Origin of the sequence: Micromonospora cabrerizensis (genome assembly GCF_022230955.1) — a bacterium.
GTDB lineage: Bacteria > Actinomycetota > Actinomycetes > Mycobacteriales > Micromonosporaceae > Micromonospora > Micromonospora cabrerizensis.
Map to the genome: position 1 here is coordinate 89,935 of NZ_JAKKFI010000089.1, position 18,581 is coordinate 108,515.

Here is an 18,581-nt window from a genome sequence, read left to right on the forward strand (position 1 = left end):
CTCGACCGCACAGCCTTCCTGTGGGCGGTGCGTCAACGTGGAGGACTACTCGGAATGGGAGAGAGACATGCGGTGTGACGGCCTCGTGGCGGTGGTGACCGGCGGCGGCTCCGGGATCGGGTATGCCTGCGTACGGGCGTTCGTGGCCGCCGGCGCCCGGGTCGGTGTCCTGGATCTGGACCTGTCGGGCCTGCCCGACGATCCGCACGTCCACGGCGTCCGGTCCGACGTCGCCGACCGGTCCTCGCTGAGCGCGGCCGTCGCCTCGGTCGCCGAGGCCTTCGGGGGCGTCGACATCCTGGTGAACAACGCCGGCATCTCCGCCGTCGGCACGGTGGAGGAGGACGACGACGAGCAGTGGAGCAGGGTGCTCGACGTCAACGTCACCGGCGTGGCCCGCACCAGTGCGGTCGTCCTGCCGTACCTGCGTCGGTCGTCGTCGGCGGCTATCGTCAACGTCTCGTCGATCGCGGCGACCGTCGGCCTGCCCCGACGTGCCCTGTACTCGGCGTCGAAGGGTGCCGTGCACGCCCTCACCCTCGCCATGGCCGCCGACCTGGTGACCGAGGGTGTCCGGGTCAACTGCGTCGCCCCCGGCACCGTCGACACGCCGTGGGTGGCCCGCCTGCTGGCCGGCGCGGCCGACCCGACGGCGGAGAAGCGGCAGCTCGCGTCCCGTCAGCCGACCGGTCGTCTGGTGACCGCCGACGAGGTGGCCGCCGCCGTCGTCTACCTCGCGTCGCCCGCCACCGGGTCGGTGACCGGGACGTCGCTGGCGGTGGATGGTGGCATGTCCGGCCTGCGACTGCCCGCCCAGGTCCCGCCTGCCGCTGGTCAGGCCCGCAGTGCCGGATCGGGCGCGTGACATGATTGCGCCATGGGGAAACAGCAGGACGTCGGCGAGCCCGACCGTCACAGCGGGTCCGACGCCACCGCCCACCGTCCGATCGGTGGCGACGCTGACGCGCGGCTCGCCCTCGCACAGGACCCCACAACGCCACAAATGACCCTTATCGACCTCGCGTCCGACCCGTCGGCCGTGGTCCGCAAGGCGGTCGCCGCTCGGGCCGACGCACCCGCGCAGGCCCTGCGACCGCTCACCAGGGACCATGATCGTCAGGTTCGGGAGGCCGTGGCGAGAAACCCGTCCACCTCGATCGCCAACCTCCTGCGTCTCGTCAAGGACGCCGACCGGTGGATCCGCTGGGCGGTTGCCAGCAACCCGGCCTGCGACGGGTCGGTCCGCCGGGCCATGCTCCAGGCATCGGACAAGGAGCTTCGCGGCCTGCTGGCGGAGAGCCGGGAGCTGGAGCCCGAGCTGGCCGCCAAGCTGACCGACGACGTCTCACCCGAGGTGCGCGAACGACTCGCCACCCACACCCACGACCCGAACGTGATCACCACCCTGTTGGCCGATCGCACCGCCCGCGTCCGCAAGGGGGCCGCCCGCAACCCGCGGACCACCGCCGCGCAGCGCAGCGCGCTCGCGGCGGACCCGGTGGTCGACGTGCGGGCCGCGCTGGTCCGTTCGGTCGAGCTGGACGAGGCCGACCTGGAGCGTCTGGTCGACGACCGGTCGGTGCAGGTCCGCCTGGCGATGGCGACGTCCGAGGTGGTTCCGGCGCACATCCGGCAGCAGCTCACCCGCGACCCCGACGAGATGGTGGCCAGCGCGGCACGCGACTTCCGCCCGGGCTCCGGCAACGCCTCCGCCGTGCGGGCGCCCCGCATCGCGCACCGGCCCTCGGCCGGTGCGGGTCGATCGGGCGGCACCGCGCGCTGAGACCGGTCCGGCCAGCCCGGACGGGCGCGTGATCAACTCGGTTTTCAGGAGGTCGGGGTGTCGACGCGACCAGGACACCCCGACTTCCAGGATCCCGAGTCGATCAAGCGCTGTCCGGCCGGTGTGAAACGGACCGTACAGCTCCGGTACCCAGGATGGTCTTCACGCATTCACATGTGTCGTCCTGATTGTCCTTAGGCTACGAATGCCCAGCTTCTGGGCGTTCGTCGTCAAGGGAGGATCAGCGGTGCGTATCAGGAGATCCAGGTCAAGGTTCGTCGCGATGGCCACGGCGGTGCTGGTCGCCCTGGCCGGCGGAACGCTCACCGGTGCCACGGCGAACGCCGCCGAGCCCTCCCCGTTCACCGTCGTCGGCGGCACGATCCGCACGGCGACCGGCACTCCGGTGCCCGCCTCCGGCACGCACGCCTCACTCTGGAGCAACAGCAGTTACGCCACCACCAGCGTCAGCGGCTCCGGGCGGGTGCTGATCGGGGCCATCGGTGACAACTGCCAGGGTTGGCCGACCGTCCGGGTGACGGTCGACGGGGTCAGCGTCGGCCAGACCACCATCGTCAGCGCGACCAGCTACGGCACCTACCCGGTCGGCACGGCGGTCGGCGCCGGGCAGCACACCGTGCAGATCCAGTTCGTCAACGACTTCCGGACCGACGCCTGCGACCGCAACGTCCACATCGCGTCCGCGCGGATGGAGACCGCGGGCGCCACCGACACGAAGTTCAGCTTCGCCGTCCTGCCGGACACCCAGCAGGAGGTGCTCACCAGCAGCGACAGCCGGTTCCTCAACCGGACGAACTGGCTGGTGCAGAACCGGTCCGCGCTGGACCTGCGCTTCGTGACCTCCTCGGGTGACGTGGTCAACTGGGACACCCCCGACCACTCGCAGTACGTCATCGCCCGCAACGCGATGCGGCCGATCGAGAACGCCGCCATCCCGTACGCGCTGGCGCTCGGCAACCACGACACCCAGGCCACCGGCGTCGGCGGCTCGGCCCGCGACCCCGCCCGCACCCGGGAGCTCGTCCGCGACACCACCGTGTTCAACCAGTACTTCACCGTCGGCCAGTACCGCGCGGTCAGGGGGCAGTTCGAGGCCGGCAAGGTCGACAACTCGTACTCGACCTTCGAGGCCGGTGGCGTGCGGTGGATGGTGCTGACCCTGGAGCTGTGGCCCCGGGTCGCGGCCGTCAACTGGGCCAGGAGTGTCGTCGCCGCCAACCCCCGGCACAACGTCATCGTCGTCACCCACGACTACATCGACGGCAACGGCGCCATCGAGCAGAGCGCCGGGTACGGCGAGACCAGCCCGCAGTATCTCTTCGACAACCTGGTCAAGCAGTACGCCAACATCCGGTTCGTCTTCTCCGGTCACACGGGCATCGCCGGCAACCGGGTCGACACCGGGGTCAACGGGAACAAGATCTACTCGTTCCTCCAGACGTTCCACTCCAACAGCACCAACCCGGTGCGCCTGGTCGAGGTCGACACCGCCGCCAACTCGCTGCGGACCTGGATCTACGCGCCGTACACCAACCAGTCCTTCACCCAGTACGACCGGTCGTTCACCGGCATCGGCGTGGTGCGCTGACGCGTACCCGTCCAGGAGGCGTGATCGACCCGGCCTCACGGATGTCGGGGTGTGCGGGGAGGCCCGGCACCGCGACGTCACGAGAGCCGGGTCGATCACGCCACGGTCAGCGGGTGGCCGACCCGCGGTCCGCGCTCTGCTCGGGCACCGAGATCTGCTCCCACAGTGATTTCATCTCGCCGAACGCCTGCTCCATCAGCTGCACCATCGCCTGCCGGGCGCGTGCCCCGTCGCGTCGTTGGATCGCCTGGGCGACGTCCGCGTGCATCTGGAGAGCCTGCTCGTGCGGGTGGTGCGGCATGAGGTGGTGCTTGTGCCGGCCGGTGAGCACCTCGGCGACCAGATCCTGGAGCCGGACGAACATCTCGTTGCCGGAGGCGAGCAGGACGCGCCGATGGAACTCGATGTCGAGGTGCAGGAACCGCTCCTCGTCACCGGCCTCGCCGGCCGCCCACATCTTCGCCGCCAGCCCGACCAGGTCGCTCGCCTCGTCGTGGCCGATCCGGCCAGCGGCCAGGTAGGCCGCGTGCGGCTCGACGGCGGTGCGTAGCTCGGTGATGGACCGGAGCTGGGCCATCCGGCCCGCCGAGGCGAGCCGCCAGCGGATCACCTGCGGGTCGAAGACGTTCCACTCGCTGGCCGGCAGGATCATCACCCCCACCCGGCGTCGTGCCTCGATGAACCCGATCGATGCCAGGACCCGCAGCACCTCGCGGACGACCGAGCGGGAGACCGCGTACCGGTCGACCAGTTCGTCGATGTTGAGGATCGCGCCGGGTGCCAGCTCGCCGCCGCAGATGGCGGTGCCCAGGTGGTCGAGGACGCGGGCGTGCAGCCCCGCCTCGGCAGGGACGGTCGGAGCGGCTGCAACCTCTGATGAGGACGGTTCCACTCAAAGATCATATCATTTACATCAACCTCTTGAAGTAATCCGCCTATTCGGCCTAGCATCCCGATGTTAAGCGGATGTAACACCGAGGTAGCGGCTCTTCCGGGGCGGCAGCCACGACAGAAGGAGAGACAAGCGTGCGACGTCGATCGATAATCGGCACTTCTCTGGCCGTGGTCACCGCCATGAGCCTCACCGCCTGCGGTGGCGGCGATGGCGGCGAAGGTTCGAAGACCGTCCGCGTGACGCTGGTCAACCACGTCTGGACCGAGAACATCAAGAAGGCCCTGCCGGAGTTCGAGAAGCAGTCCGGCCTCAAGGTCGAAGTGACCCAGCTCGGCGAGGACCAGCTGTCCGACCAGTACAACGTCAAGCTGAACGCCGGGTCCACCGACCTCGACGTGATGATGTACCGGCCCCTGCAGGAGGGGAAGCAGTTCGGCAAGAACAAGTACCTCGCCGACCTGAGCGAGAAGGTCAAGTCGGACAGCGCCTTCGAGTTCGGCGACTTCCAGGCCGGGCCGGTGCAGGCGACGACCTATGAGGACAAGGTGGTCGGCCTGCCGATCATCACCGAGCAGGAGGTCCTCTACTACCGCAAGGACCTGTTGACCAAGTCCGGCTTCACCGCCCCGCCGAAGACCCTCGACGAGCTCAAGGCCCAGGCGGCGAAGATCGAGGCCGACAACCCCGGCGTCGCCGGATTCGTCGCCCGGACCGGCAAGGCCGCCGCCGTCACGCAGTTCTCCAGCTTCCTGTTCAGCTTCGGTGGCGACTTCGTGGACAGCAGTGGCAAGGCCACGGTCAACACCGAGCAGGCCAAGCAGGCGTACGCCTTCTACGGCGGGCTGCTGCGGGACCACGGCCCGGAGAACGTCAGCACCGACATGAGCTGGTCGGAGGCGATGGCGATCTTCACGCAGGGCAAGGCCGCCTTCTACACCGAGGCCAACTCGCTCTACAAGAACGCCACCGACCCGACCAAGTCCAAGGTCGTCGACTCCGTCGGCTTCGCCGCCTTCCCGGCCGGACCGGCCGGTTCGAAGCCGTACAACATCCCCTCCTGGGCCCTCGGCATGAACGACAGCTCGGAGAACAAGGACAACGCCTGGAAGTTCATCCAGTGGGCCGCCGGCAAGGAGCAGGCGCTGGCGCAGCAGACGGCCGGCGTACCCGGTGCCCGTACCTCGGTCTGGGCGAACCCGGCGAGCACCGCGACCCTGCCGAAGGACCTCGCCGAGGCCAACACGGTCAGCACCGCCAACGGTGTCGGGCACGACCGTCCGCTGGTGGTCAAGGTGGCCGAGGCGCGGGAGATCGTCGGCCAGCCGATCGTCGACGCGATCACCGGCAAGGACGCCGCCAGCTCGGCGGACGCGGCTAACGCGGCGTTCCAGAAGTTCCTCGACGACGAGGCGAAGTAACCCACGCGCCGGGCGGCGGAGCCGACGCGCTCCGCCGCCTCGCCGGGACCTGGCCCCCGAACCCGGAGATCTCAATGTCAGCCGTCACCGCACCCCGCACCGATTCGCCCAAGGCCCCCATGGCGTCCCCGGAGTCGTCGGCCTGGTCGCAGTGGGCCAACAAACATCGCAAGTGGCTCTTCGCGGCACCCGCCATGGCGTTCGTCGCCGTGCTGATCATCTTTCCGGTGGCGTGGACCGGCTATCTGAGCCTGACCGACGCCGAGGGTTCGGTGCGGGCCGAGTCCGAGTTCATCGGGGTCCAGAACTACCTCGACGTGCTCACCGACACCGACCGGTTCTGGCCGGCGGTCTGGCGTACGGTCCTGTTCACCGGCGTCGTGTTGTTCTTCGAGGTCGTCCTCGGCATGGCGATCGCCCTGCTGCTGTGGCGGCCCTTCCGCGGTGAGAAGTGGGTCCGCGTCGCGATCCTGCTGCCGCTGGTGGCCACCCCGGTCGCGGTCGGCATGATGTGGCGTCTCATCTTCGACCCCAACATCGGGATGGCGAACCAGTTGCTCGGCTGGGTCGGCATCGGCCCCCAGCCCTGGCTGGCCGGGCAGAACTCGGCCCTGCCCACGACGATGTTCATCGACATCTGGCAGTGGACCCCGATGGTGGTGCTGATCCTGCTCGCCGGGCTCACCTCACTCTCCGACGAGCCCCAGGAGGCCGCTCGGATCGACGGCGCCAGCAGTTGGCAGCGGTTCCGGCACGTCACGCTCCCGCTGCTGATGCCCACGGTGATCGTCGCCATCCTGCTGCGCGGCATCGACGCGCTCAAGACGTTCGACATCCTCTACGCCACCAAGGGTCGCGGCGGCGGGTCCTTCCACGAGGTCGAGACCCTCAACGTGTACGCCTACGGCCTCAGCTTCGACTACAACGACTACGGCGTCTCCTCGACCGTTCTCATCATCTTCTTCCTGATCATCATCGGGGTGATGTGGGCCCTCACCTATCGCAAGAAGGGGCTGGGCCGATGAAGCCGAGCAAGCCGTACCAGGTGTTCCGCACCTCAGCTCTCGTCGTCGTGGTGTTCGCGCTGATGGCGCCGCTGCTCTGGATGATCGCCGCGTCGTTCAAGACCAACGTGGACATCTACGACACCGCCAAGGCGTTCGTCTTCTCGCCCAGCCTGAAGAACTACGAGACCGTGCTCCAGCAGGCCAACTATCTCGAGTTCATCGGCAACAGTCTCTGGGTGGCGTTCGCGGCCACCACGCTCTCGCTCCTGCTGGGGGTGCCCGCCGCCTACTCGATGAGCCGTTTCAACATGAGGAAGTCGGCGCTCGTCGTGCTCATGGCCCGGGTGATCCCCGGCGTCTCGCTCCTGGTGCCCTGGTACTACGTGTTCTCGAACCTGAAGCTGGTCGGCGGGTTCAGCGTGCTGATCCTGAGCCACATGTTCGTGTCGCTGCCGCTGATCGTCTACATCATGATGGGCTACTTCGACGGCCTGCCGACCGAGTTGGAAGAGGCCGCGCTGGTCGACGGGCTGACCCACATCGGCGCGTTCCGGCGGATCACCCTGCCGCTGTCGGTGCCCGGCGTCGCGACGGCCGGCATCCTCTCGTTCATCTTCTCCTGGAACAACTTCATGTTCGCCCTGGTGCTCTCCGGCTCCGACACGAAGACGCTGCCCGTGGCGATCTTCGACTTCGTCGGGTACGCCAGCATCGACTGGGGTGGCCTGATGGCCGCCGCGACCGTGGTCACCCTGCCGATCATGCTGATCGCCCTGTTCGTGCAGAAGTACGTCGTCTCCGGCCTCACCGCCGGTGCCACGAAGGGCTGACAGCTCCATGACGAAGATCGCAAAGGTGGAGACCTTCCTGGTCGCGCCGCGCTGGCTGTTCGTCCGGGTCGAGACGGAGTCCGGCATCGTCGGCTGGGGCGAGGCGACCTGCGAGGGCCGGTCCGAGACCGTACGCACGGCCGTCCACCAGCTCAGCGAGCTGCTCACCGGTCGGGACGCGTTGCGCATCGAGGACCACTGGCAGGTGATGACCAAGGGCTCCTTCTACCGGGGTGGCCCGATCCTGGCCAGCGCGGTGTCCGGTCTGGACCAGGCGCTCTGGGACATCGCCGGTAAGCACTACGGCGCCCCCGTGCACCAACTGCTCGGCGGGCCGGTCCGGGACCGGATCCGGGTCTACGGCTGGGTCGGTGGTGACGAGCCCGCCGAGATCCGCGACCAGATCAGCGCCCAGGTCGAGGCGGGCCTGACCGCGGTGAAGATGAACGCGTCGGGGCGGATGGGCGCGCTCGCCTCGGTTGCCGAACTCGACGCGGTCGTGCAGCGGGTGGCCGTCGCCCGCGAGGTCCTCGGCGACGACCGCGACGTCGCCGTCGACTTCCACGGGCGGTTCACCCTCGCCAACGTCCGCCGGGTCGCCCCCCTCCTGGAGCCGTACCGGCCGTTCTTCCTCGAAGAGCCGGTGGTGCCGGAGAACTCGCACCTGATCGGCGAGGTCGTCCGCTGCACCACCACCCCGGTCTCGACCGGGGAGCGGCTCTACAGCCGGCAGGAGTTCCTGCCCGTGTTGCAGGCCGGCATCGCCGTGGCCCAGCCGGACCTCGCACACGCTGGCGGCATCACCGAGGTGCGCAAGATCGCCACGTTGGCCGAGGTGTACGACGTGCAGCTCGCCCCGCACTGCCCGCTCGGGCCGATCGCCCTCGCCGCCTGCCTCCAGGTCGGCTTCGCGACGCCCAACTTCCTGATCCAGGAGCAGAGCGTCGGCATCCACTACAACCAGGGCGCCGAGGTGCTCGACTACTGCCTCGACAAGACCCCGCTGACCTTCGTCGACGGGTACGTCCAGCGGCTGACCGCACCCGGTCTCGGCATCGAGATCGACGAGCACGCGGTGCGGACGGCCGACAAGCGGGGCCACGCCTGGCGCAGTCCGACCTGGCGGCACCCCGACGGCTCGTTCGCCGAATGGTGAGACCACCCCTGTTCTGAAGGAACGAAAGGCACCCCGTGAAGATCGTCGCAGCAGACATCATCGTGTCCAGCCCCGACCGGAACTTCGTCACCCTGAAGATCACCACCGACGAGGGCATCACCGGTCTGGGCGACGCCACGCTCAACGGCCGTGAGCTGTCCGTCGCCTCCTACCTGCGTGACCACGTGGCCCCGTTGCTGATGGGGCGGGACCCGCACCGGATCGAGGACACCTGGCAGTTCCTGTACCGCTCGGCGTACTGGCGTCGTGGACCGGTCACGATGGCGGCCATCGCCGCGGTGGACGTCGCGCTGTGGGACATCAAAGCCAAGGCCGCGGGCATGCCGCTGTACCAACTGCTGGGCGGCGCGTCGCGCACCGGCATCATGGCGTACGGGCACGCGTCGGGACGGGACATCCCCGAGCTGTTCGACTCGATCCGTCGCCACCTCGACGAGGGCTTCCGGTCGATCCGGGTGCAGACCTCGGTGCCGGGGATCAACGCCGTCTACGGCGTGGCCGCGCAGCCCAGCGCCACCGGTCAGCGCTACGACTACGAGCCCGCGCAGCGCACCCCGCTGCCCGCCGAGGAGGACTGGGACACCCGCGCGTACCTGCGCCACCTGCCGTCGGTCTTCGAGGCCGTGCGCGGCGAGTTCGGCCCGGAGCTGCCGCTGCTGCACGACGGTCACCACCGGATGACCCCGATCCAGGCCGCCAAGCTCGGCAAGGCCCTCGAACCGTACGACCTGTTCTGGCTGGAGGACTGCACCCCGGCGGAGAACCAGGAGGCGCTGCGCCTGGTGCGTCAGCACACCACCACCCCGCTGGCGATCGGCGAGGTCTTCAACACGGTCTGGGACTACCAGACCCTGATCCGCGAGCAGCTGATCGACTACGTCCGCTCCGCGGTCACCCACACCGGCGGCATCACGGCCATGCGCAAGCTGCTCGACTTCGCCGCCCAGTACCAGATCAAGTCCGGCATCCACGGCCCCACCGACATCTCCCCGGTGGGCATGGCCGCGGCGCTGCACCTGGACCTGGCGATCCACAACTTCGGGATCCAGGAGTACATGAAGCACACCCCGCTGGCCAACGAGGTGTTCCGGCAGTCGTTCACCTTCACCGACGGCTACCTGCACCCGGGCGACCAGCCGGGTCTCGGGGTGGAGCTGGACGAGGAGGTGGCGGCCCGGTTCCCGTACGAGCCGGCCTACCTGCCGTTCAACCGGCTCAAGGACGGCACGATCCATGACTGGTGAGTGGCGCGGCGACGCCCCACCCACCCGGCACGTCGTCGTGATGGGTGTCTCCGGCGCCGGCAAGACCACGGTGGCGCGGGGGATCAGCGCGGCGACCGGGCTGGCGTTCGCCGAGGCGGACGAGTTCCACTCCCCGGCGAACGTGGCCCGGATGCGCTCCGGCGTGCCGCTGGACGACACCACCCGCTGGCCCTGGCTGCGCGACATCGCCGCGTGGATCGCCGATCGCGGCGCGGAGGGCCGCTCGACGGTGCTGGCCTGCTCGGCGCTCAAGCGGTCGTACCGGGACGTGCTGCGCCAGGGCTCACCCCGGTTGGACTTCGTGCACCTCGCCGGGCCGGCGGAGGTCATCCGGGCCAGGATGGCCCGGCGCGAGGGGCACTACATGCCGGCCAGCCTGCTCGAGTCACAGCTCGCCACGCTGGAACCGGCGCATCCGGACGAGTCGGTGCTCGTGCTCGACGTCTCGCTCGCTCCGGAGGCCCTGGTCGCGGCGGCCATCGAGGGCCTCGATCTGGGCGCATCCCGCCGTCCCGACCCTCGCCGGAGCATGTTAGGTTAGCCTGCCCTAATCGATAACGGAGTCCGCCTCGCATGTCAGTCGCCGAGATCAGCGGTGGCGTGGTGCTTCGTCGCGCGCTGCGCCGACAGCGTGGCCGGGTGCTGCTCGGCATCGCGCTGCTGTGCACCCACCAGGCCACCGAAGCCCTCGTCCCGGTCGCCATCGGGGTGGTCATCGACCGGGCGGTCGCCACCGGTGACGTCCGCGCGCTGCTGCTCTCACTCGCCGGGCTGGCCGCCCTGTTCACCGTCCTCGCCTTCGCCTACCGCGCCGGAGCCCGGATGGCCTACGCCGCGGTGGAGCACGAGGCGCACGCGACGCGGGTCGAGATCGCCCGGAGCGCCCTCGACCCGCGAGGGCACCGTTCGGGAATGCGCGACGGCGAGCTGCTGTCCGTCACGGCCTCCGACGCCGAGCTGTCCGCGCTGGTCGTACGGGTCGCCGGGCTCACCGCCGCCGCGTTCACCGCCATCGTGGTCGCCGCCGTCGCGCTGCTCGTCGTGGACGTCCCGCTCGGGCTCGGAGTGCTCCTCGGCGTACCCCTGCTGGTCCTCGCCCTGCAACGGATGGCGCCGCTGCTCACCCGGCGCAGCTCGTCGCAGCAGGAAGCCCTCGCCGCCACGACCGCGCTCGCCGTCGACCTCGTCACCGGCCTGCGCGTCCTGCGCGGCATCGGCGCGCAGGACCACGCCGCGCGGCGGTACGCGGGCGCCAGCCGCCACGCGCTCGACGTCACCCTGCGTGCCGCCACCACCAAGGGCCTTCACCTCGGGCTCACCACCATGGTCAACGGTCTGTTCCTCGCGACGGTCGCCGGCGTCGCGGGCTGGCTCGCGCTCCAGGGCCGGCTCACCATCGGCGAACTCGTCGCCGTCGTCGGGCTGGCCCAGTTCATCGCCGAGCCGGTGCAGACGCTCGGGTACTGCGTCCAGCTGTTCGCCATGGCCCGCGCCTCCGCCGGGCGGGTCGCCCGGGTCCTCGGCGCGGCACCGGTCCTGGCGCCGGGCGACGCCGGGCCGCCCGCACCGACCCCGTCCCGGCTGACGCTCGACGGGGTCAGTCACGCGGGCCTCGACAAGGTCAACCTGCACGTCCGCGCCGGCGAGATCCTGGGCGTGCTCGCCTACGACCCGAGCGACGCCGAGGCGCTGGTCGCGGTGCTGGCCGGCCGGGTGCCGCACCCGGACCACCGGGGAACGCTGTACGTCGACGGCGTGCCCGCCGAGGAGCTGCACATCGACGCCCTGCGCGCCGTGGTGCTGGTGGAGCAGCATGACGTGGCGCTGTTCGAGGGCACCCTGCGCGCCAACCTCAGCGCCGGCACCGAGGTCGACGACACGGTCCTGCGGGCCGCTGTGCGGGCCGCGGCGGCCGAGGACGTGCTCGCCGCGCACCCGCACGGCTTCGACCGCCAGCTCACCGAGCGGGGGGCGAACCTGTCCGGCGGGCAGCGGCAGCGGATCGGGCTGGCCCGGGCGCTCGTCGCCGACCCCCCGGTGCTGGTGCTGCACAACCCCACCACGGCGGTCGACGCGGTCACCGAGGGCCTGCTGGCCGAAGGGCTGGCCTCGGCTCGCGGAGCGGACACCCACGGCACGGTGCTGATCACCACCAGCCCGGCGTTGCTGCGGGTCACGCACCGGGTCGCCGTGCTCGACCGGGGCCGGGTCATCGCCGAGGGGCCGCACGAGCAGTTGCTGGCCAGCGACGCCCGCTACCGGGAGGAGATCCTGCGATGACCGAGTCGACCAGGGCCGGGGTCGAGCCCCGCCAACTGCTGCCGACGGCCACCGCCGGACAGACCTGGGCCACCCTCCGCGCCGAGTTGGCCCGCCTGCCGGGGCTCAGCGCACTCGCCGGCACGCTGCTGGTCGCCGCGTCCGCGACCGGGCTCGTCGCCCCCTGGGTGCTCGGTCGCCTCGTGGACGACGTCATCGCCGACGCCGACACCACGCAGATCGTGACCTGGGCCGGCGTGATCGCGGGCGCCGCGGTGCTCGCGGGACTCCTCACCGCGGTCGGCGCCACGGTCGCCGCACGCCTCGGCGAGACGGTGCTGGCCCGGCTCCGGGAGCGGGTCCTCGACCGCGCCCTGCACCTGCCGTCGGCCACCCTGGAGCGAGCGGGCACCGGGGACCTGGTGGCCCGTGCCGGCGACGACGTGGCCGTGGTGACGAACGTGATCGCCACCAGCGGCCCGGCCTTCCTCGGCGCGCTGCTGTCCGTCGTGCTGACCGCGGCGGGGCTCTTCGCCCTCGACTGGCGGCTCGGCATCGCCGGGCTGGCCGCCGCACCGGCGTACGCGTTGGCGCTGCGCTGGTACCTCAGACGGTCGATCCCGTACTACGCCCGCGAGCGGATCGCCACGGGCGAGCGTGCGCAGGCGACGGCCGAGGCGCTCCGCGGATCGGCGACCGTGCGGGCCTACCGGATGGAGGACGCCCACGTCGCACGGATCGCGGAGCGCTCCGGCATCGCCCGCGACCTGTCGCTGGAGATCTTCGGGCTGTTCACGCGGTTCGGCCTGCGCATCAACCGGTCGGAGTTCGTGGGACTGGCCGCCGTGCTGCTGGCCGGCTTTCTGCTGGTGCGCGACGACCTGGCCACGGTGGGGGCCGCCACCACCGCCGCGCTCTACTTCCACCGCCTCTTCAACCCCATCGGCCTGCTGCTGTTCGAGTCGGACTCCGTGCTGCAGGCCGGGGCCAGCCTCGCCCGGCTCGTCGGGGTCACCGCGCTGCCGGACACCGCGACCCCGTCCGGCCCGGAACCTGCCCGGCAGGCGCGGCGCGAACCGGCGGCACTGGAGGTGACCGTCGCGCAGCACCGCTACGACGACGGGCCGGTCGTGTTGCGCGACGTCGACCTCCGTCTCGCACCCGGGGAGCGCGTCGCCCTCGTGGGTGCCAGCGGCGCGGGCAAGAGCACACTCGCCGGCATCATCGCCGGCATCATCGCGCCCACCCACGGGTCGGTGACCCTGCGCGGCGTGCCGCTGGCCCAGCTCGGCGAGCACCGTCTCCGCCGCGAGATCGCCCTCGTCAGCCAGGAGGTGCACGTCTTCGCCGGGCCGCTCGCCGACGACCTGCGGCTGGCCGACCCGGACGCCACCGACGACGAGTTGACCGCCGCGCTCGACCTCGTCGGCGCCGCCCCCTGGCTCCGCACCCTGCCGGACGGCCTTGCCACCGAGGTGGGGGAGGGTGGACGACGCCTCACCGCGGCGCAGGCCCAGCAGCTCGCGCTGGCCCGCCTCGTGCTCGCCGATCCCGCCGTCGCCGTCCTCGACGAGGCCACCGCGGAGGCGGGCAGCGCGGGCGCGCGTGACCTCGACCGCGCCGCCGTGGCGGCCACCGAGGGGCGTACCACCCTGGTCGTCGCCCACCGACTCAGCCAGGCGGCCACCGCGGACCGCATCGTCGTCATGGACCACGGGCGTGTCGCCGAGCACGGCACGCACGCCGAGCTGCTGGCCGCCGGGGGCGGCTACAGCCGGTTGTGGCGGTCCTGGCACATGCCCGACCCCGTGCCGCCGCAGGGGCGCGCGAGCACGGAGCAGATCGAGGAGCAGCCCGTCCTGGGCTGAGCGGCCGACCAGGCGCGTGTCGTGCCGCCGTGGCCCCGGCCCTGCCGGTACGCGACCGCCTGGTCGACCGAACGTGGGAGCCCGGGAACTTTTCCGGGCCGGCCAGCGACAACCAGGATGCGCGGCTGACCGGCGGCGTCCCGACGACGGCACCTCGCCATAAGGAGCGCCCGTGGCACACAGGACGGTGGTCCGTGCGAGACGGCGTCGCTGACGACGACCAGGTGACCCGCTGGGCGCAGGAGGCGGGCCGGGGTGACCGGCAGGCCGCCACCGCGTTCGTCCGGGCCCTCCAGGACCAGGTCTGGCGGTTCCTGTCGCATCTCGCCGGGCCGGGTGAGGCCGACGACCTGACCCAGGAGACGTTCCTGCGGGCGTTCCGCAACCTGTCCGGCTTCGCCGGCCGCTCGTCCGCCCGGACGTGGGTGTTCACGATCGCCCGGCGCGTCGCCGTCGACCACGTCCGGACGGCGGTGGCCCGGCCGAGGATCGCGTCGGTGCCGGACTGGCAGACCGCGGCCGAGTCGGCCGGCGCGATCACCGCCGGTGCCGACGAGGGCGTCACGCTGGACCAGCTGATCGCCGGCCTTTCCCGGGAGCGTCGCGAGGCGTTCGTCGCCACCCACGTGCTCGGCCTCTCCTACGCCGAGGCCGCCGATGTCTGCCAGTGCCCCATCGGCACGATCCGCTCCCGGGTCGCCCGGGCACGAGAGGATCTCGTCGCCGCCTGGCAGGCCGAGGGCGACCAGAGTCGTACGCGGCGCACCGGCTGAGGGCGAACAGCGCCGCTCGACATTGATCGGAGTCACTTGGACGGCTACCCTCGGTTGGTCCATGGTCAACTGCGACCGTTCGGAGACTGGCGATGAACCACGACCACCTGCCCGCCTGCTGTGGCGGCGACGGGGAGCGGCCGCAGGCAGGGTTGACCCGCCGCGGGCTGTTGCGCGGCACCGCGTTGACCACCGGCGCCCTCGCCGTCGGGGGTGTCGTCGGCCTGCCGGGGGTCGCTCACGCCGCGCCCGCGATCTACAACCCGTTCGCCGGCTATCCGATCACCGGAAGCTGGCAGGACCACCTGAACAGCGGCTCGCTGGGCGGCATCGACTTCGGAATGGGCGTCGGCACCAACCTGCCGGCCTGTGGTGCCGGCACGATCCAGAACATCCCGAACAACGGTACGGGCGGCCACACGGTGACCATCCACCATGCCGACGGCTACCGCAGCCAGTACCTGCACCTGTCGCAGTTCCTGCTGGGCAACGGCACCGCCGTCGGTGCCGGCACGATCGTGGGCCGCTCAGGCGGCGCGGTGGGCGCTCCCGGTTCCGGCAGCTCCACGGGCCCGCACCTGCACTGGCACATGATCAACCCCAGCGGCGTCCGCATCAACCCGCTGACCTACGTCAACCAGAACCCGGGCGGCGGGGGCCTGCCGAAGACGTCGACCGAGCAGGACGGCATCCCCGGCACCATCTTCTACCAGCGGATGCAGAACTGGCTGCGGATCACCGCCGGCTACACCGGCCCGATCGACGGCGCGCCCGGCACCCGGACGTACGCGGCACTGCAACAGGCCATGCGCGGCTACGGCTACACCGGCCCCGTCGACGGCGTGCCGGGCACCAACACCTGGAGGGCGGTGCAGCGACTCGCCTCGGGCTGGGGCTACACCGGCCCGATCGACGGGGTGATGGGCCCGAACTCGTGGCGGGGCTTCGCCCGGTTCCTGAACCAGGACCGGTGGAACTGACCCGCTCGATCAAGGGGTTGGACGAGGCGTACCGCGCTTCCTAAGATCACGCCGGTGAACACAGAACCTCTCAGCGTCGCCGGCGTAGCTGGCCCGATCGTCATCGCCACCAAGGCCCTCTGGGGCCACCCTGCCGTCAGCGTCGCTGGAGTCCCCGCCCCCAGGACGGGCAGGCGCTACGCGTTGCCGGCAGTGGACGGTGGCGTCGTCCAGGCCACGCTGCGCACCCCCTTCGCCGACCCCTACCCGACCATGGAGATCAATGGTGTGCAGCACCGGACCGGGCCCCCGGTACCGGTCTTCCTGCGCATCCTGGCCCCACTGCCGATCCTGCTGCTCATCGTCGGCGGTGTCCTGGGTGGACTGATCGGGGCGCTGGGCTTCCTGGCGAACCTGACCGTTGCCCGCACCCGGATGGCACCCGCCGTCAAGGCGCTCGCCATGGTGGGCGTCGGCATCGTCACGGCCATGGTCTGGCTCGTCATCGCTGTCGCACTGAACGCGGCGACCAGCTGAATTTGGCAGCACCCCCGTACGGTCCCACCGGTCGACGATCGGTGGTGCTGACCGTACGGGGGCGCCGACGTCCGCGGCGAACGCCACCGCGACTGACGGCTCAACTCTGGACGTAGCGGGTTCCCGTCCAGCGGTACGTTCGATCCACCGGGACCTCGGGCTCGGCGTACTTCTTGGTCGAGGAGATGACCAGTCGTTCGCCGGTGACTTCCACGTCGTTGACCACCTCGGCCACGGGCCCGACCCAACTGCCCACCAGTTGGCCGCTGCGCCCGGTGACGACCAGGACCTGACCGGAGCCGTCCTCGTCGCCAGGGCCTGAAAGACAGGACCCGTGCACGACCGCCTCGTCTCGGCCGTCGCCGTTCAGATCACCGAACGTCGCGGCACGCTCGTCATAGTACGAGGGGGCGATCATGATGTGCGGAGCGTCGTCGCCCGGCCTGCCGCCCCTGCCGTCGACGAACCGGATCCTGCCCGTCAGGCACTCGTCGCCCGTCGACGCCGTCATGGTGATCGTGGCGTTCGCCCAGTCGACGCCGCGCACGCTCACCGGCGTCGGAGCGCTGCCGGTCCCGCTCGGTGTGTTGTCCGGTGACGCCGGCCGAGAGCGGCCTGACGGGTCGGGTGGTGTCGAGGGCGGCGTCGTCGCGGGTGTGGGCGGTGGCGACGGCGTGGGGGAGAGGCTGACCGACGGTGTCGGAGTGGGCCCGATGATCGGGGGGTCCCGGTCCGGGTCGGGACCAAGCCCGGTGATCGCCGCGATGCTCCCGGCGGCGACCGCCACCACCGCGGCGAAGGACAGCGCCAGCTTCGTCGTGGTGCGACGCCGGGCCCGGCGCACGATCACGTCGGCCGGGGGCGCGGTGAACGACAGGTGGCCGCTGTCGGCGTACGACCGCAGCATGAAACCGGTGACGTCGTCTCGACCGGGATCCGGCTCCGGGGGTGTCACGACGTGACCGCCTCTCCGCTCGACGTTTCGCTCAGATGTTCCGCCAGTTTCGCGCGGCCACGGTGCAGCCACGACAGCACCGTGCCCTGGGGCACGCCGAGGCTGGCGGCTATCTCGGCGGTCGGCAGGTCCGCGATGTAGTGCAGCACGATCACCCGGCGCTGCCGCTCCGGCAGCGTACGCAGGGCGGCGACCAGCGCCACGTGGTCCGGCTCGACCCCGGGCGTGGGCGCCACAAGGGGCTGGCGGCGTAACACGCGGGCCGCGACGGTGAGTCGGCGGTGCCGGTTGGTGGCGAGGTTCCAGGCCACCCGGCGCACCCACGCCAAGGGATCCTCGTACGAGGAGATGTGACGCCACTTCTGCCAGGCCCGCAGGAACGCCTCCTGGCTCACGTCCTCGGCCTCGGTCCGGTCACCGAGATACGCGTGGATCTGTGCGGTGACCCGGCCGTACGAGGTCTGGAAGAACCTTTCGAAGGCGGCACGGTCATCCGGCTGGTCGCCCTGCACGGCACCTCCTGCGGTCGCGGATCTCCCACCACAGACACGCGCCGGGTCGGCCGCCGATTGCACCTGGCCGCCTGCAATCGGCTAGACCGCTGCCGCGTGTCCTGGTTGGAGCATTCCCACCCACCACCCTGGAGGAACCCGTGTTCCGTACCGGCCTCATCACGACCGTCACCGCACTCACGCTCAGCGCACCGGCGTGCGCGGCTCCGGCGGAGGACGTTCCCACCACACCGGCCGCGAACCCGTCGTCGTCGGCGTCGCCGCCCGCCGAGAGTGCGTCGCCGTCGGGCGGCGGCGTCTTCTCGGGTACGCGCGAGGTCGCCCTCTGGATGGAAGCGGGGCCGCCGGGGTACCTCGTCGTCGCCGCTGACGGAAAGGTCATCGGTAACGTGCGGCTGACCGAGCGCAGCGTCTTCGTTCCCGTCCCGGTCGGTGCCCGTCACCAGATCAGGACCGCCTTCGCCGACAACTCGTGCGTGGGGGTACGCCGCAACGCCAGCGGGCCGCCGACCCTCGTGGTCGCCGTCTGCGACCCGGAGGCGCAGGGGCAACTCTTCCGCTTCGTCGAGACCGACAAGCGCGACAGCGAGGGCCGGCGCACCTACCGGATCGAGAGCGCGTCCGGTGTCGTCGCGTTCAGCACACGCGACGGGGTGCACGTCAATGACGGCGACAGTGACGTCACCGGGTTCGCGGTCATCGACCAGGGACCAGCCTGATCGGCTGGTCCCTGG

At 70.9% G+C, this 18,581-nt stretch carries 18 protein-coding genes; 15 read left to right on the top strand and 3 right to left on the bottom strand.

Annotated features, from left to right (window positions below):
• Positions 1-67: 67 nt before the first annotated feature.
• The 3 genes from LADH09A_RS23925 (at position 68) to LADH09A_RS23935 (ending at position 3,392) form a co-directional block, all read left to right on the top strand.
• Positions 68-865 carry an SDR family NAD(P)-dependent oxidoreductase gene (locus tag LADH09A_RS23925; protein ID WP_238647710.1) on the top strand — a complete coding sequence of 266 codons (798 nt, stop codon included), beginning with the start codon at positions 68-70 and terminating at the stop codon, positions 863-865.
• Positions 866-1,003: 138 nt separating this feature from the next.
• Positions 1,004-1,783 (top strand): hypothetical protein, encoded by a 780-nt coding sequence (locus LADH09A_RS23930; RefSeq protein ID WP_238647711.1) that lies wholly within the window; start codon positions 1,004-1,006, stop codon positions 1,781-1,783.
• 283 nt (positions 1,784-2,066) lie between these two features.
• Complete coding sequence (locus tag LADH09A_RS23935) at positions 2,067-3,392, top strand: carbohydrate-binding domain-containing protein (RefSeq protein WP_238647712.1); 1,326 nt, start codon at positions 2,067-2,069, stop codon at positions 3,390-3,392.
• A gap of 106 nt (positions 3,393-3,498) precedes the next feature.
• Here the strand turns inward: LADH09A_RS23935 and LADH09A_RS23940 are convergent, their stop codons facing one another.
• Positions 3,499-4,284, bottom strand: a complete 786-nt coding sequence (locus LADH09A_RS23940) for a FadR/GntR family transcriptional regulator (RefSeq protein ID WP_238647713.1) — start codon at positions 4,282-4,284, stop codon at positions 3,499-3,501.
• A 134-nt stretch (positions 4,285-4,418) separates the two neighbouring features.
• Here LADH09A_RS23940 and LADH09A_RS23945 point away from each other — a divergent pair, with 134 nt between their 5' ends.
• The 11 genes from LADH09A_RS23945 (at position 4,419) to LADH09A_RS23995 (ending at position 16,380) form a co-directional block, all read left to right on the top strand.
• Entirely contained in the window at positions 4,419-5,705 is a 1,287-nt protein-coding gene (locus LADH09A_RS23945; RefSeq protein WP_238647714.1) for an ABC transporter substrate-binding protein, read from the top strand.
• Positions 5,706-5,779: 74 nt separating this feature from the next.
• Entirely contained in the window at positions 5,780-6,730 is a 951-nt protein-coding gene (locus LADH09A_RS23950; RefSeq protein ID WP_238647715.1) for a carbohydrate ABC transporter permease, read from the top strand.
• A complete protein-coding gene (locus LADH09A_RS23955) occupies positions 6,727-7,542 on the top strand; it encodes a carbohydrate ABC transporter permease (RefSeq protein WP_238647716.1) in 816 nt (271 codons plus the stop codon). The genes LADH09A_RS23950 and LADH09A_RS23955 overlap by 4 nt, the downstream gene beginning before the upstream one ends.
• 7 nt (positions 7,543-7,549) lie before the next feature.
• Positions 7,550-8,698, top strand: coding sequence for a galactonate dehydratase (dgoD, locus tag LADH09A_RS23960; RefSeq protein ID WP_088948825.1), 1,149 nt, complete (start codon positions 7,550-7,552; stop codon positions 8,696-8,698).
• 35 nt (positions 8,699-8,733) lie between these two features.
• A complete protein-coding gene (gene manD, locus LADH09A_RS23965) occupies positions 8,734-9,963 on the top strand; it encodes a D-mannonate dehydratase ManD (protein ID WP_238647717.1) in 1,230 nt (409 codons plus the stop codon).
• Positions 9,953-10,525 carry a gluconokinase gene (locus tag LADH09A_RS23970; RefSeq protein ID WP_238647718.1) on the top strand — a complete coding sequence of 191 codons (573 nt, stop codon included), beginning with the start codon at positions 9,953-9,955 and terminating at the stop codon, positions 10,523-10,525. Before manD ends, LADH09A_RS23970 begins: the two co-directional genes overlap by 11 nt.
• A gap of 32 nt (positions 10,526-10,557) precedes the next feature.
• Entirely contained in the window at positions 10,558-12,264 is a 1,707-nt protein-coding gene (locus LADH09A_RS23975) for an ABC transporter transmembrane domain-containing protein (protein WP_238647719.1), read from the top strand.
• A complete protein-coding gene (locus LADH09A_RS23980; protein ID WP_238647720.1) occupies positions 12,261-14,111 on the top strand; it encodes an ABC transporter ATP-binding protein in 1,851 nt (616 codons plus the stop codon). Before LADH09A_RS23975 ends, LADH09A_RS23980 begins: the two co-directional genes overlap by 4 nt.
• 194 nt (positions 14,112-14,305) lie before the next feature.
• A complete protein-coding gene (locus LADH09A_RS23985; RefSeq protein WP_238647721.1) occupies positions 14,306-14,884 on the top strand; it encodes a sigma-70 family RNA polymerase sigma factor in 579 nt (192 codons plus the stop codon).
• Between the two features lie 92 nt (positions 14,885-14,976).
• Complete coding sequence (locus tag LADH09A_RS23990; protein ID WP_238647722.1) at positions 14,977-15,864, top strand: peptidoglycan DD-metalloendopeptidase family protein; 888 nt, start codon at positions 14,977-14,979, stop codon at positions 15,862-15,864.
• A 54-nt stretch (positions 15,865-15,918) separates the two neighbouring features.
• Positions 15,919-16,380 carry a hypothetical protein gene (locus tag LADH09A_RS23995; RefSeq protein ID WP_238647723.1) on the top strand — a complete coding sequence of 154 codons (462 nt, stop codon included), beginning with the start codon at positions 15,919-15,921 and terminating at the stop codon, positions 16,378-16,380.
• 100 nt (positions 16,381-16,480) lie between these two features.
• Here the strand turns inward: LADH09A_RS23995 and LADH09A_RS24000 are convergent, their stop codons facing one another.
• Entirely contained in the window at positions 16,481-17,335 is an 855-nt protein-coding gene (locus LADH09A_RS24000; protein WP_238647724.1) for a hypothetical protein, read from the bottom strand.
• Positions 17,332-17,847 carry an RNA polymerase sigma factor gene (locus LADH09A_RS24005; RefSeq protein WP_238647725.1) on the bottom strand — a complete coding sequence of 172 codons (516 nt, stop codon included), beginning with the start codon at positions 17,845-17,847 and terminating at the stop codon, positions 17,332-17,334. The genes LADH09A_RS24000 and LADH09A_RS24005 overlap by 4 nt, the downstream gene beginning before the upstream one ends.
• 140 nt (positions 17,848-17,987) lie before the next feature.
• Here LADH09A_RS24005 and LADH09A_RS24010 point away from each other — a divergent pair, with 140 nt between their 5' ends.
• Positions 17,988-18,566 carry a hypothetical protein gene (locus tag LADH09A_RS24010; RefSeq protein WP_238647726.1) on the top strand — a complete coding sequence of 193 codons (579 nt, stop codon included), beginning with the start codon at positions 17,988-17,990 and terminating at the stop codon, positions 18,564-18,566.
• Positions 18,567-18,581: the final 15 nt, after the last annotated feature.